Annotated in this window: 13 protein-coding genes; 4 read left to right on the top strand and 9 right to left on the bottom strand. The window is 75.0% G+C overall.

Translation table 11 applies throughout. The features are described 5' to 3' along the window. Positions 1-26: 26 nt before the first annotated feature. Positions 27-1,481: an AMP-binding protein gene (locus tag BJ983_RS25640; RefSeq protein ID WP_179796400.1), complete on the bottom strand. Its 1,455-nt coding sequence runs from the start codon at positions 1,479-1,481 to the stop codon at positions 27-29. Positions 1,482-1,581: 100 nt separating this feature from the next. Between BJ983_RS25640 and BJ983_RS25635 the strand changes: the two genes are divergently transcribed. Then, positions 1,582-2,031: a MarR family winged helix-turn-helix transcriptional regulator gene (locus BJ983_RS25635; RefSeq protein WP_179798251.1), complete on the top strand. Its 450-nt coding sequence runs from the start codon at positions 1,582-1,584 to the stop codon at positions 2,029-2,031. On the opposite strand, the gene BJ983_RS25630 is transcribed toward BJ983_RS25635, so the two are convergent. From BJ983_RS25630 to BJ983_RS25620, 3 genes are all read right to left on the bottom strand, one after another. Continuing rightward, the gene (locus BJ983_RS25630; RefSeq protein ID WP_179796399.1) at positions 2,017-3,489 is read right to left on the bottom strand and encodes an acyl-CoA synthetase; all 1,473 of its coding nucleotides are present in this window, start codon (positions 3,487-3,489) and stop codon (positions 2,017-2,019) included. The two genes, BJ983_RS25635 and BJ983_RS25630, sit on opposite strands and share 15 nt — an antisense overlap. Then, positions 3,486-4,331, bottom strand: a complete 846-nt coding sequence (locus BJ983_RS25625; protein ID WP_179796398.1) for a p-hydroxycinnamoyl CoA hydratase/lyase — start codon at positions 4,329-4,331, stop codon at positions 3,486-3,488. Before BJ983_RS25625 ends, BJ983_RS25630 begins: the two co-directional genes overlap by 4 nt. A 206-nt stretch (positions 4,332-4,537) precedes the next feature. Beyond that, entirely contained in the window at positions 4,538-5,464 is a 927-nt protein-coding gene (locus BJ983_RS25620) for a DMT family transporter (RefSeq protein ID WP_179796397.1), read from the bottom strand. Positions 5,465-5,545: 81 nt separating this feature from the next. Here BJ983_RS25620 and BJ983_RS25615 point away from each other — a divergent pair, with 81 nt between their 5' ends. Then, on the top strand, positions 5,546-6,028 hold the full coding sequence (locus BJ983_RS25615; protein ID WP_179796396.1) for an Lrp/AsnC family transcriptional regulator: 483 nt from the start codon (positions 5,546-5,548) through the stop codon (positions 6,026-6,028). A gap of 40 nt (positions 6,029-6,068) precedes the next feature. On the opposite strand, the gene BJ983_RS25610 is transcribed toward BJ983_RS25615, so the two are convergent. From BJ983_RS25610 to pcaH, 3 genes are read right to left on the bottom strand one after another with little or no spacing between them, the layout of a single operon-like run. Then, positions 6,069-7,280: a 4-hydroxybenzoate 3-monooxygenase gene (locus tag BJ983_RS25610; protein WP_343054354.1), complete on the bottom strand. Its 1,212-nt coding sequence runs from the start codon at positions 7,278-7,280 to the stop codon at positions 6,069-6,071. Further along, positions 7,277-7,852 (bottom strand): protocatechuate 3,4-dioxygenase subunit alpha, encoded by a 576-nt coding sequence (gene pcaG, locus BJ983_RS25605; protein WP_179796395.1) that lies wholly within the window; start codon positions 7,850-7,852, stop codon positions 7,277-7,279. The genes BJ983_RS25610 and pcaG overlap by 4 nt, the downstream gene beginning before the upstream one ends. Position 7,853: 1 nt before the next feature. Then, positions 7,854-8,564: a protocatechuate 3,4-dioxygenase subunit beta gene (pcaH, locus tag BJ983_RS25600; RefSeq protein ID WP_343054455.1), complete on the bottom strand. Its 711-nt coding sequence runs from the start codon at positions 8,562-8,564 to the stop codon at positions 7,854-7,856. 130 nt (positions 8,565-8,694) lie between these two features. On the opposite strand from pcaH, the gene BJ983_RS25595 reads away from it, so the two are divergent. Then, positions 8,695-9,615: an IclR family transcriptional regulator domain-containing protein gene (locus BJ983_RS25595; RefSeq protein ID WP_179796393.1), complete on the top strand. Its 921-nt coding sequence runs from the start codon at positions 8,695-8,697 to the stop codon at positions 9,613-9,615. A 56-nt stretch (positions 9,616-9,671) separates the two neighbouring features. Continuing rightward, entirely contained in the window at positions 9,672-10,700 is a 1,029-nt protein-coding gene (locus BJ983_RS25590) for an esterase/lipase family protein (RefSeq protein ID WP_179796392.1), read from the top strand. Positions 10,701-10,784: 84 nt separating this feature from the next. Here BJ983_RS25590 and BJ983_RS25585 read toward each other — a convergent pair whose 3' ends face one another. Beyond that, positions 10,785-11,723, bottom strand: a complete 939-nt coding sequence (locus tag BJ983_RS25585) for a hypothetical protein (RefSeq protein WP_179796391.1) — start codon at positions 11,721-11,723, stop codon at positions 10,785-10,787. A 57-nt stretch (positions 11,724-11,780) separates the two neighbouring features. Beyond that, positions 11,781-12,827, bottom strand: coding sequence for an FUSC family protein (locus BJ983_RS25580; RefSeq protein WP_179796390.1), 1,047 nt, complete (start codon positions 12,825-12,827; stop codon positions 11,781-11,783). Positions 12,828-12,841: the final 14 nt, after the last annotated feature.

Genomic DNA, 12,841 nt, shown 5'->3' with positions numbered 1-12,841 from the left:
TGAGCGCTCACCTGCGCGGAGCGCACCTACGAGCGGCGGAGCCGCGCCTTCTGCACCTTGCCCATGGCGTTGCGGGGCAGCTCGTCGACCACGACCACCTCGCGCGGGCGCTTGTGCTTGGAGAGCCGCTCGCCGACGAAGTCGATGACGGCCTGCGCGTCGACGGCGCCGTCCGGGCAGACGACGTGGGCGACGATGCGCTGCCCGAGGTCGGAGTCCGGCTCCCCCACCACGGCCGCCTCGCTGATGCCCTCGTAGGCCAGCAGTGCGGTCTCCACCTCGCCCGCGCCGATGCGGTAGCCGCCGGACTTGATGAGGTCGACCGACCGGCGGCCGACGATGCGGTGATAGCCGCCCGCGTCGACGACGGCGGCGTCGCCGGTGCGGAACCACCCGTCGTCGGTCCAGGTGTCGGCCGTCGCGTCGGGCCGGTTGAGGTAGCCGTCGAACAGGCAGGCCCCGCGCACCTGGAGCTCGCCGATCGACTCGCCGTCGGCGGGCACGTCCTCGTCGGTGGTGACCGGCTCGCCGGACTCGTCCTCGGTGACGGCGCGCAGTCGCGCCTCGACGCCCTCGACCGGCACGCCGACCCAGCCGGGACGACGCTCCCCGTCGGCCCGGACCGCCAGCGTGATCATGGTCTCGCTCATCCCGTAGCGCTCCACGGGCGCCTGCCCGGTGAGGTCCCGGAGGCGCTCGAAGACCGGGACCGGCAGCGGCGCGGAGCCGCTGACGAGCAGCCGGGCGTCGGACAGGGCGGCCGCGGCGGTCGGCTCGGCCGCGACCCGCGACCACACGGTCGGCACCCCGAACAGCAGCGACCCGCCGTGCTCGGTGACCGCGGCGGCGTAGTTCTCCGGGGTCGGACGGCCGGTGTGGACGAGCCGGGAGCCGATGCGCAGCGCCCCGAACACGCCGAGCACCAGCCCGTGCACGTGGAACAGCGGCAGGCCGTGGGCGAGGGTGTCGGCGTCGGTCCAGGCCCAGGCGTCGGCGAGCCCGTCGAGCCCGGTCGCCATCGCGGCGGCCGAGAGCAGGACGCCCTTCGGGGATCCCGTCGTCCCGGACGTGTAGAGGATGAGGGCCGGACCCTCGCCGGTCGCCTCGCGCACTTCGTGGCCGGCCCGACGCGACAGGTCGACCCGGCGCCCGGTCAGCGTGACGTCGCGGGGCTTCTCCCCGAACCAGGTCGTGGCCCCCGAGTCGGTGAGCACGTGCGCCCGCTCCGCCGGACCCGCGTCGGGCGGTACGGGGACCACCGGCGCCCCCGCGAGCAGACAGCCGACGATCGCGACGACGGTCTCCGCGCTCGCCGTGGCCCCCACCGCCACGGGGGCGGACGGCCGGTCCCGCTCGGCGATCTCGTCGGCGACGACCGCGGCCGCTCCGAGCAGCTCCGGGCCGGAGAACGCGGTGTCGCCGATCCGCACCGCCTCGGGATCGTCGAGGCCGCCGTCGAGCAGCGCGCGCAGCAGGGGCACCGAGGGACCTCCAACACCGTCGTTCGGGGAGCGCCGCACATTCTCACCCCCTCGGGGCCCGGCGCGCGCGGAACCTCCCGTGGACGCCGAACGTGCCATGATGCGCCGGGTGACCACGACGCCCGGTGCGCAGCCGCGGCCGTCCCTGCTGTACGCGGTCAAGCAGGTCGAGCTCATCGTCCGCTCCCGGCTCGACGAGCTGCTGCGCGACTCCGGGGTGACCGCGCTGCAGTACACGGCGCTGACGGTGCTGGCCACGCGCGACGGCCTGACCTCGGCCGAGCTCGCCCGGAACTCCTTCGTCACCCCGCAGGCGATGGCCGACCTCGTGACCGCCCTGGAGCGGGCGGGGCTCATCGTGCGGGACCGCGACCCGCACAACCGGCGTCAGCTGCTGATCGCGCTGACCCCGGCCGGCCACGACCTGCTCGCGCGCTACGCAGCGCCGGTGGCCGCGATCGAGGAGCGGATGGTGCGCGGTCTCGACGACGACGAGCGGGAACGCTTCCGCTCCTTCCTCAACGCCGCGCGGGCCTCACTGGCCCAGTGAGCGACGCAGGGCGGGCTTGTCGAGCTTGCCGGTGGGGTTGCGCGGCAGGGCGTCGACGACCTCGACGGTGCGCGGGGTCTTGAACCGCGCGAGCCGGCCGTCGAGCCACCCCACCAGGTCGGCCGGGGTGCTCGTCGCGCCGTCCGCGAGGACGACCCACGCGTGCCCGACCTCGCCCCACCGGTCGTCGGGAACCCCGACCACCGCGGCGTCGACGACCTCGGGATGGCCGGTGAGCTCCCCCTCCACCTCGGCGGGCGAGACGTTCTCGCCGCCGGAGATGTAGAGGTCCTTGACCCGGTCGACGATGCGGTGGAACCCGTCGTCGTCGCGGGTCGCGACGTCCCCGGAGCGGAACCACCCGGCGTCGGAGAAGGCGGCCGCGGTCTCCTCGGGCCGCTCCCAGTAGCCCGCGACCACGTTCGGGCCGCGCACGAGGATCTCGCCGCCGTCGGCGAGCGCGACGTCGCTGAAGAAGTGCGGGCGGCCCGCCGTCCCGACCTTCGAGCGCGCGTGTGCGGCGTCGAGCAGCAGGACGCCGGGGGCGGCCTCGGTCATGCCGTAGCCCTGGAGGAAGGCGGGGCCGCGGCTGGCGTAGACGTCGAGCAGGGCCGGCGGCACGGGCGCGCCGCCGCAGAGCAGGTAGCGGACGCTGGAGAGGTCGGCGTCGGCGAACCGGGGCGAGCGCGCGATCGTCGCGAACATCGTCGGCACGCCGAACATGATCGTGACGCCCTCGCGCTCGACGAGGTCGAGCGTGCGGTCGACGTCGAAGGCCGCCTCGAGCACCAGCGTGCCGCCCTTGAGCAGCACCGGCAGGCAGGTCATCCCGAGCGCCGCGGCATGGAACAGCGGCGCGGAGAGCAGGCAGACCTCGTCGGAGCGCAGGTCGACGTCGACGACGACGTTCAGCGCGTTCCACGTCAGGTTGGCGTGGGTCAGGCACGCCGCCTTGGGTCGGCCGGTGGTGCCGGAGGTGAACATCAGGACGGCGAGCGCGTCGGGATCGGCGTCGACGAGGTCCGCGGGGGCACTGTCGGCGATCAGCTGCTCGTAGGAGCCGCCCACCTCGAGTGACGGGAAAGCGTCGTCGCTGTCACCGGATGCAAGCAACGACGCGTTGCTGCCATCGAGGGTGACCACCACGCGCGGCGACGTGTCCCGGAGCGCGAACGCGATCTCCGCCGCGGCGAGCCGGGTGTTGAGCGGCACGAAGACCGCGCCCAGCCCCGTCGTCGCGAAGAGGGTCTCGACGAACGACGGGTGGTTGGGCCCGAGGTAGGCGACACGATCGCCCGGCCCGACGCCGAGCCCGCGCAGGCCCGCCGCGAGCCGGCGGACGCGGTCGTCGAGGTCGGCGTAGGTGGTGCGGTCGGGGCCGTGCACCAGTGCCACGCGCTCCGGGGAGTTGCGGGCGCGACGGGCGGTCCAGGTGCCGAGGCCGGGCGGCGGGGTCATGACCGCTCGTACGCCCCCAGGCCGGGGCGGTAGGTCTTGGCGTCGAGGAACTGGGTGAGTCCCTGCTGCTTGCCCTGCTCCGGGTCGTGCCCGGTCGCGGCGTCGAGCTTGGCGTACAGGTAGTCCTCGGCGACGTCCCAGGACATCTGCCGGACCTTCTTCACCCCGACCTTCGCCGCCCGCAGCACGTGGGTGTTCATGCCGGCCAGCTTCCCCGCGACCTCGACCGTCCGCGCGCGCAGCCGCTCGCCCGGCACGGCCTCGTTGACCAGCCGCATCGCCGAGGCCTGCCGGCCGTCGAAGCGCTCACCGGTCATGACGTACCACTGCGCGTCGCGCGCCGGGATCGTCTCGGCGAGCGCGCGGGAGACCAGCCCGCCCGGCGGGATGCCCCAGTTGACCTCGGAGAGCCCGAACGACGCGTCCTCGACGGCGATCGCCAGGTCGCAGCACACGAGCGGGGTGAAGGCACCGCCGAAGCACCAGCCGTTGACCATCGCGATCGTCGGCTTCGCGAAGTGGATCAGCCGTCGCCACTGCCACTCCGCCGACTCCCGGCGCGCCCGGATCTCGACGCTGGGCGGCCCGGCGTCGACCTCGCGGAAGTACTCCTGCAGGTCCATCCCCGCCGACCACGCGTCGCCCCGGCCGGTCAGCACGACGACGCGCACGTCGTCGGCCGCCTCCAGCCAGTCGAGGGCGTCGATCATCTCGCGGTTCAGCGTCGGGTTCATCGCGTTGCGCTTGTCGGGCCGGTCGAAGAAGAGCCAGCCGATGCCGGCCTCCTCGGGTCCCTCCCCGAGCTCGATCGCGACGGTCTCGAAGGTCGGCGGCGTGCTCATGGGACGAGATTAACAGGAAACCTGATGATTCAGAAGAGTCGTCCCGACGCCGGGTGCGGGCGGGTCGCGTCGATGGCGCCACCGGCGCACCCGGTGCCGTCGAGGGCCGTTCCCGACGGCGGGTCGGCGCCAACCGCCGTGCGCGAGTGGCTCCTCCGACGCGTCCGGTGCGACGGATGAGCCATCCATCGCACCGGGACACGTGGTCAGGCGCGGCCGGCCGGGACCGGCACGGCCTCGTCGTCGGGAATCGACGCCGCACGCCGTGACCGCCGGGCGTCGACGACCACCGCGAGGACGACGCCGCCGACCAGCGCGATCTCGCCCGCGAGCTGCAGCGGACCGGGGACACCGCCCTCGACGACCGCGGCGAAGACGAAGCCCCACGCCGTCTCGAGGGCCATGAGCTGGCTGACCAGGATCGGCGACAGGTGGCCGGCGGCGGCGTGCCAGAGCCGGACCGCGAGCCAGGACGACACGAGCCCGAGGAAGAGCACCACGGCGAGCGCGCGCAGAGGTTGCGCGGGCGTGCCGTCGATCAGCAGCAGGGCGACCGCGGCGGGCAGGGCGAGCGCCCCGGCGGCGAGACCCTGGGCGGCGGCGAGAACGGGGGCGACGTCGGGGCGCTCGTGCAGCAGCTTGTGCGAGTCGAGGCCGTACCAGGACCACGAGATCAGGGCGAGGACGGCGAGGGCGAGCCCGACGAGGGCGTCGAGCGACCAGTCCTGCCCCGGCCCGACGTGCAGCAGCACCTGCCCGAGCGCGACGAGGACCAGGGCGGGCACGAGCCCGGCCACCCGGCCGGTCCCGCGGGCGGACACCAGGGCCATGACGACGGGGACGAGGCCGATGGTGGCGACGGCGATGGTCGGGCCGGCGAGCCGGACGGACACCGCGACGAGGGCGTAGTAGAGCACCGAGCCGGTGAGGGCGTGGGCGATCACGCGACCCCAGGGCACGTCGGCCCGCAGCACCCGGCGGATCTGAGGCAGCGAGACCGCCCCGAACGCCACGAACCGTCCGGTCGCCAGCAGCAGGGCCGGGGCGAGCGGGGCCAACCCGGGCGCCACGAACACCGCTCCCCACGCCGCGCCGGCGACCACCATCGCCAGCAGGGCCACGTTCCTCGTCATGAGATCCATCGTGCGTCGATCATGGTGGGCGATGCCGGGCGACTTCCTCAGCTCCGAGCCCCGAGCGTGCATGATTCCGTCATGACCGCGCCCTCCACCGGACGAAGCACCCACCTCGACCGCGTCGACCGGTTGATCCTCGCCCACCTCGTCGATCACGGACGCTCCAGCCTGGCCGAGCTCGCCGAGGCCGTGAGCGTCTCCGCGTCGTCCGCCCAGCGCCGGCTGCGCCGCCTCGAGACCGAGGGCGTGATCCGGGGCTACCGGGCGGTGCTCGACCCGGAGGCGATCGGGCGGGCGCTGGTGGTGCACCTGTCGGTGGTGCTGGTCGACCACACCGCCGACACGGTGGGGCGGTTCGAGCGCTGGATCGTCGACCTCGACGGCCTCGTGAGCTGCCACCACGTGACCGGCGACGTCGACTACCTGCTGCGCATCGACGTGGCCGACGTGCACGCCCTCGACGTGCTGCTGCGCCGCACGCTCGCCCAGATCCCCGGCGTCGCGCGGTTCACCACGATGGTCGCGACGTCGGGGCTGGTCGACCGGTTCACGAGTATGTGACCTCCGGTCCCGTGAGCAGAAAAGGTCGTGGCAGCGACCTCTACTGCTCACCTGCCAGCGGCACACCCCGGTAGTTCTCGGCGATCGAGGTCCGGTAGGCCTCGGACTGCGCGATCAGCCGGAGGTGGGCGAGCGCGAGCCGGTCGTCGAACGGGTCCGCGTCCGGGTCCACGTGCAGCGTCGTCGTCATCGTCCAGCTGAAGTGCTCGCCCCGCCACACCCGCGCGAGCGCCGTGTCGGAGTAGGCGTCGACGAGGTCCTCCGACCCCTCGGTGCACCACGCCGCGATCGCCGCGGAGAGCACGCGCACGTCCGCGACGGCGAGGTTGAGACCCTTGGCGCCGGTCGGCGGCACGATGTGCGCGGCGTCGCCCGCGAGGAACAGGCGGCCGTACCGCATCGGCTCGGCGACGTAGGAGCGCATCGGGGTCACGCTCTTGTCCGTGATCGGCCCGCGGTTCAGCGCGAAGGTGCCGTCGCCCAGGGCGGTCCGGGCCTCGAGCTCGTCCCAGATCGCCTCGTCCGACCACGACGCCGGGTCGGTGCCGTTCGGCACCTGGACGTAGGCCCGGGTGACCGTCGGCGAGCGCATCGACAGCAGCGCGAAGCCGCGCTCGTGCCGGGCGTAGATCAGCTCGTCCGACGACGGCTCCGCGTCGGCCAGGATCCCCAGCCAGGAGAAGCCGTAGACGCGCTCGAAGGTGCGCACGGCCTCCGTCGGGATGGCCTGGCGGGCCACCCCGTGGAAGCCGTCGGTGCCGACCACGACGTCCGCGCGCAGCTCGTGCTCGACGCCCTCGTGCCGGTAGCGCACGAGCGCCTCGCCGTCGCGCGAGAGCGGCCCGTCGATCTTGTCGACCGCCAGGACCTCCGCGTCGAACAGCAGCGGGTCGCCCTGCTCGAGGCGCAGGGCGATGAGGTCCTTCACGACCTCGGTCTGCGCCCAGATCATGACGTTGCGCCCGGTGAGGGCCTGCATGTCGACGTGGATGCGCTCGCCGTGCACGTGGAGGGCGAACCCGTCGTGCGGCATCCCCGACTCGTCCATCCGCGCGTCCGCCCCGACCTCGCGCAGCGCGTCGATCGTGCCGTGCTCGAGGATGCCGGCCCGCTGGCGCGCCTCGACCCGCTCGCGCGGGCGGGACTCCAGCACCACCGAGTCCACGCCGTGGCGGCGCAGCAGGTGGGCGAGCATCAGACCCGCGGGACCACCGCCGACGATCGCGACGGTCGTCCGGTCCGGAGCGCTCACGAGTCACTCCCGACGAGGTCCAGGAACACGGTCTCCCCCGGCCCCTGCAGGCGCACGTCGAACCGGTAGCCCGGGCCGCCGAACCAGCCGTCGGGAATCGCCAGGAGCGTCGCCGCGCGCTCCTCGGGCAGGCCCGAGAGCAGCGGGTCGGCGGCATTGGCGTCGGTGTTGTTCGGGAAGTAGACGCGCGTGAACAGGTGGTGCAGCAGGCCACGGGCGAACACCGTGACGGCGAGGTGCGGTGCGTCCGTGGAGCCGGCGATCGACGCGGGACGCAGGGTCCGCACGGCGTAGTCCCCGGCCCGGTCGGTGGGCACCCGGGCGAAGCCGGTGAAGGACCGCCCGTCGCGGGCGAGCGACCCGGCGCGCACCGGGACCCGGCCGTCGGGCCCGGCCTGCCAGAACTCGAGCAGGGCGTCGGGCACCGGGGCACCCGCGCCGTCGCGGACGGTGCCGTGCAGCGAGATCGCGCCGGCGGTCCCGGGCGGCACGACGTCACCGCCGCCCTCGAACGGGAGCCCGAAGGCGAAGAACGGGCCGACGGTCTGGGAGGGAGAGGGGTCCAGGGTCATCTCACACCTCGTCCGGGTCGGGCGGGGTGGCGCCGGGACCGTCGAGGACGATGTCCCACTGGTAGCCCAGCGCCCACTCGGCGACGGTCGTGTCGTGGTCGTAGCGGGCGATCAGCCGCTGCTGGGCCTTCTCGTCGGTGACCGAGGAGAAGATCGGGTCGAGGTGGAAGAGCTGGTCGCCCGGGAAGTACATCTGCGTCACGAGGCGCTGGGTGAACGCCGTGCCGAACAGCGAGAAGTGGATGTGCGCCGGGCGCCACGCGTTGTGGTGGTTGCGCCACGGGTAGGCGCCGGGCTTGATCGTGACGAAGCGGTAGCGCCCGTCGTCGTCGGTCAGGCAGCGCCCGCCGCCGGTGAAGTGCGGGTCGAGCGGGGCGGGGTGCCGGTCGCCGTCGTGGGCGTAGCGGCCGGAGGCGTTCGCCTGCCAGACCTCCACGAGCTGGTTGCGCACGGGACGGCCGTCGCGGTCGAGCACCCGCCCGGTCACCACGATCCGCTCCCCCAGCGGCTCGCCGGTGGAGTGCACGGTCAGGTCGGCGTCGGTCGGCCGCACGTCCTTCGCCCCGAACACCGGCGCCGTCCGCTCGAGCAGGCTCGGGGTGGCGACGACGAGCGGCTGCGACGGGGCGCGCAGGCACGTCGAGCGGTAGGGCGCGTACGCGCGGTCCGGGTGGCCGCCGCGCTGCGGGGCGACCGTGGCGGCCTCCCGGATCGCGTCCGTGACCTCGTCCTGTTCCGTGCGTCGTCGCTCGGGTGCTCCTGGGCTCACGCCGCTCAGGGTGGCGGGGATCCCCGGGCTGCGAGAGGCTGGCTTCCGTCCACCGGAAGCAAAGGAGCCGCCGGTGACCTCGGACGCCCAGAAGCCCGTTCCGGCCCGGCCGGTCGGTCGCCCGCGCCGCCCCGGGCTGCCCTCCGGGAGCGGCCTGACCTCCTCGGCCGCGCGCAGCACCGGACGCGTCGGCGGCGAGACGGTGACCGGCCGCGTGTTCTCCATCCTCGAGGTGTTCGACCACGACCACCCCGCGCTGACCCTCACCGAGATCGCCCGCGCCGCGGCCCTGCCGGTGTCCACCGCGCACCGGCTGGTGGGTGAGCTGGCGGGCTGGGGCGCGCTCGAGCGCGGCGCCGACGGTGCCTACCGGATCGGGCTGCGCCTCTGGGAGGTCGGCTCGCTCGCGCCGCGCAGCGTCGGCCTGCGGGAGCGCGCCATGCCGTTCCTCGAGGACCTCTACGAGGCCACCCGCCAGAACGTGCAGCTCGCGGTGCGCGACGGCCACGAGGGCGTCTACGTGGAGCGGCTCGCCCACCCCGACGCGGTGCGGCTGTTCTCCCGGATCGGCGGCCGGTGGCCGCTGCACGGGACGGGCGTCGGCCAGGTGCTGCTCGCCTTCGCCCCGCCGGTGGTCCAGGAGTCGGTCCTCGCCTCCCCGCTCACCTCGTTCACCCCGCGCACGATCACCGACCCCGCCGTGCTGCGCCGCACGCTCGCCGGCGTCCGCCGCGACGGCGTCGCCGTGTGCGACGGGATGATCGACCTCGCCTCGCTCTCGGTCGCCGCCCCGGTGCGCGGCGAGTCCGACACCGTGGTCGCCGCGATCTCGGTGGTCGTGCCGTCCCCGTCGACCCCGGGCGGCATCGAGCCCCGGACGCTGGTCCCGGCGGTGCGCGCCGCCGCCCGCGGCATCTCCCGCGCGCTCGGCGCGCCGACCCCCAGTCGGACGCAGCGACCCGTCCGTCCGGAGGCCCCCCGCCCGTCGACGTGACGGGCCTGTGAGGTCTACTTCCCGCGACTCGACACCACGGGTGGCAGGAGACACACATGCGTCCGTTCCCGACGACGGGCCGTTGGGCCCGAGCGCTCGCCGCCGGCGCGATCGGGCTCGCCCTCGCGGCCGGACTCGCCACCCCGGCCGTGGCCGCCCCGACCTGGACCGGCTCCGCCGCCTCCGGCCCGGCGTTCTCGGTGCCGCAGGCGACCCTGGACGCCGCCGTCGCGTGCGGGCCGGGCACGACGAACACGTCGCGGCCGGTCGCCCTGTTCATCCCGGGCACGACGCTCACGCCCGAGGAGAACTTCTCCTGGAACTACTTCCGGGCGTTCCGCGCGGCCGGGCGGCCGTACTGCTCGGTCGAGCTGCCGAACCACGCGATGAGCGACATCCAGGTCTCGGCCGAGTACGTCGTCAACGCCATCCGCGCGGTGCAGGCGCGCAGCGGGCAGAAGGTCGCGCTCGTCGGCTTCTCCCAGGGCGGCATGATCGGGCGCTGGGCCCTGAAGTACTGGCCGGACACCCGCACGAAGGTCGGGCAGTACGTCGCGATCGACCCGTCCAACCACGGCACCCTGGACTCCTACCCGGTGTGCACCGTCGGCTGCGCCCCGTCGATCTGGCAGCAGGCCTCGTTCTCCCGGTTCCTCGGCGCGCTGAACGCCGGCGGCGAGACCTTCGCGGGCATCAACTACACCTCGATGTGGACCCCGACCGACGAGGTCGTGTTCCCCAACCTCCCGCCGGCCGAGAGCTCGCGGCTGAACACCGGCGCCGGGGGCCGGGCCAACATCTCGACCTTCGACGTCTGCCCGGGCCACGTCGCCGACCACCTGTCGATGGGCTCGATCGACCCGGTCGCCTACGCCCTCGTCACCGACGCGCTCGACCACGGCGGGCTCGCCTCGGCCGCCCGGATCGACCGCGCCGTGTGCCTGCAGGCCTTCCAGCCCGGCGTCGACCCCGTGGCCGGGCCCGCCCGGTTCGCGGCCTACGTCGCCGGCGCGGGGTTCCAGATCGCCACCTACCCGCGGGTGTTCGCCGAGCCGCCGCTGAAGGCGTACGCGACGGCGGGCTGAGCCGCCCCTCCCCCTCCTGGCAGCGGAGCGTCGTTGCCGTCACCCCGTGACGGCAACGACGCTTTCCTGTCACGGGGTGGGGGGCTACTCCAGGTCCGCCCGCTCCGCCTCGGCCTGGTCGAGGGCACGGCGGGCCTCGTCGGCGGCGGCCTCGGCCTCCTCGGACGCCTCGCGGGCGGCGTCGAGGGCCTCCCGGGCGGCGGACTCCTCGGCCTCGGCGCGCTCCAGGCGCTCCCGCAGCGACCGGGCCGCGGCGGCCGCCTCGTCATGGTCGGACGCGGCCTGCTCGGTGCGGTGCCGGGCCCGCTCCGCGGCACGGGCGGTGTCGTCGCGCTCCTCGCGGGCCCGCTCGACCGCCCGCTCCGCGGCCTCGCGGGCGCGCTCGCGTTCCTCCTCCGCCGGGTCCGGCCCGTCGTCGGGCTCCGGAGCGGCCTCCTCGTCCCGACGACGGGGCGCGGGTCGGCTCGGCGCGGTCCCGCGCGGCGGGGGCCGGCGGGTCGTGCCGCCGGAGCCGCGCGCGCTCGAGCCGCCCGTGAACCCGACGCCCGGCTCGAGCGGGGTGGTGAGGCGGCCGGCGGCGAACGCGCGCGCCGCCTCCGGGTCGGCCAGCGCCGCGGCGATGGTCTGCTCGAGGTCGCGGGCCACGGAGTCGCCGACCTTCTCCCCGTCCTCCCGCGCGAGCTTGCGCGCCCGGGCGACCAGCGCCCCCACGAGCTCCCGGCGCTGGGTGGTCAGGGTGCGCAGCGCGTCCCCCGACAACGACTCCTGGGCGTGGCGCAGCTGTCCGCCCAGCTCCTCGAGCGCGCCGACCTCGTCGGGGGACTCGCGGGCCAGGACGTTGGCGAGCCAGGCCCCGAGCGACGGCTTGCGCAACGCGCCGATCGCCGTCGCGGTCTCCTTGTCCTTGACCGCCTTCGCCGCCTTGACCAGCTCGCCGCGGCGCGGGACGAAGCGGTCGGGGTGCAGGCCGTACAGCTCGTCCGCCGCGTCCTCGAACTCCGGCGCCGCCGCCTCCTCGCTCACGGGTCCGCATCCTGCCCGGTCGGTCCCGCCCCCGTCAGGATCGACGGTGCCCGCCCGTCACACGGCCACGTGCGCCCGTCGCGGATCGGTGAGGGCGTCGACGTCCTCGGCGAGCAGGTGGAGCTGGGTGGCGAGCCGCGCCGCGCCGGCGGCCCACGACTCCGGGTCCGTCCCCGCGAGCCCCTCCGCGACCTCGTGGGCGGAGCGGGACCCGGCGGCCGGGTCGGTGTCGCGCGGGTGGTCGGCGAGGGCGTCGACGACCCCGGCGAGCTCCTCGACCCCGTCCACCAGCCGCGACGGGACGTCGTCGCCCCGCCCGACGACCTCGGCCGCGGTCCGCGCGAGCAGCACCGCCCCGGCGTGCACGTACTCCAACCCGTCGTACCGCCGCTGCATCGCGGCGAGGGCGGCCCGCTCGCGGCGGCCGCGCAGCGTGGTCCGCGCCAGCCGGTCCGACGTCGTCCGGGCGTCGAGGAACCCGGCGACGTCGCCGTGCCCGCCGCGCAGGTCCTCCGCGGCCGCCCGCAACGCCTCCGAGGAACCCGACCGCAGCCCGGACCCGACCTCGTGCAGGCCGTCGGCGAGGCGTCGCAGGGCGGTGCCGGCCGCGTCGCCGAGCTGGCGGGTGGGGCTCGGGGTGACGAGCACCTGGCTGACGAGCAGCGCGAGCGCCCCGCCGACCAGGGCGCTCGCGAGGCGCGTCCACCCCGCCTGCGAGGACCCGATCCCGACGACGAGCAGCGCCGCGATCCCCGACTGCAGCAGCGTCAGCGGGTTGATGCTGCCGAGCGAGACCACCAGCATCCCGACGACGACGGCGGCCCCGACCTGCAGCCACCCGCTGCCGATCACCACCTTCGCGAGCTCCCCGACGACCACCCCGCTGACGACGCCGAGCAGCAGCCGCAGCGCCCGCGGCCCGCGGGCGGCCGGGGCGTCGGTGAGGCAGACGACGGCCGCGATCGGGGCGAAGATCGGCGCGGGCTGGCGCAGGAGCAGCTGCGCCAGGACGTAGGCGACGACCGCCGTCACCCCGGCCAACGCGATCCGCACCCACGCCTGCCGCACCCGCTCGACGGCCCGACCGACCAGTCCGTTCACCACCGGTCGGACGTACC

The sequence above is a fragment of the Actinomycetospora corticicola genome, assembly GCF_013409505.1.
GTDB classification, from domain to species: Bacteria; Actinomycetota; Actinomycetes; order Mycobacteriales; family Pseudonocardiaceae; genus Actinomycetospora; species Actinomycetospora corticicola.
The sequence above is the reverse complement of the archived record's forward strand: the minus strand, read 5'-3'. Positions and strand labels throughout refer to the sequence as shown.

What these genes read in the sequence shown, in the direction of transcription:
- BJ983_RS25635 (WP_179798251.1), top strand. Translation starts at nt 1,582, where the DNA reads ATGCGCCGGGTGACCACGACGCCCGGTGCGCAGCCGCGGCCGTCCCTG.
- BJ983_RS25630 (WP_179796399.1), bottom strand. Translation starts at nt 3,489, where the DNA reads ATGACCCCGCCGCCCGGCCTCGGCACCTGGACCGCCCGTCGCGCCCGC.
- BJ983_RS25625 (WP_179796398.1), bottom strand. Translation starts at nt 4,331, where the DNA reads ATGAGCACGCCGCCGACCTTCGAGACCGTCGCGATCGAGCTCGGGGAG.
- BJ983_RS25620 (WP_179796397.1), bottom strand. Translation starts at nt 5,464, where the DNA reads ATGACGAGGAACGTGGCCCTGCTGGCGATGGTGGTCGCCGGCGCGGCG.
- BJ983_RS25615 (WP_179796396.1), top strand. Translation starts at nt 5,546, where the DNA reads ATGACCGCGCCCTCCACCGGACGAAGCACCCACCTCGACCGCGTCGAC.
- pcaG (WP_179796395.1), bottom strand. Translation starts at nt 7,852, where the DNA reads ATGACCCTGGACCCCTCTCCCTCCCAGACCGTCGGCCCGTTCTTCGCC.
- BJ983_RS25590 (WP_179796392.1), top strand. Translation starts at nt 9,672, where the DNA reads ATGCGTCCGTTCCCGACGACGGGCCGTTGGGCCCGAGCGCTCGCCGCC.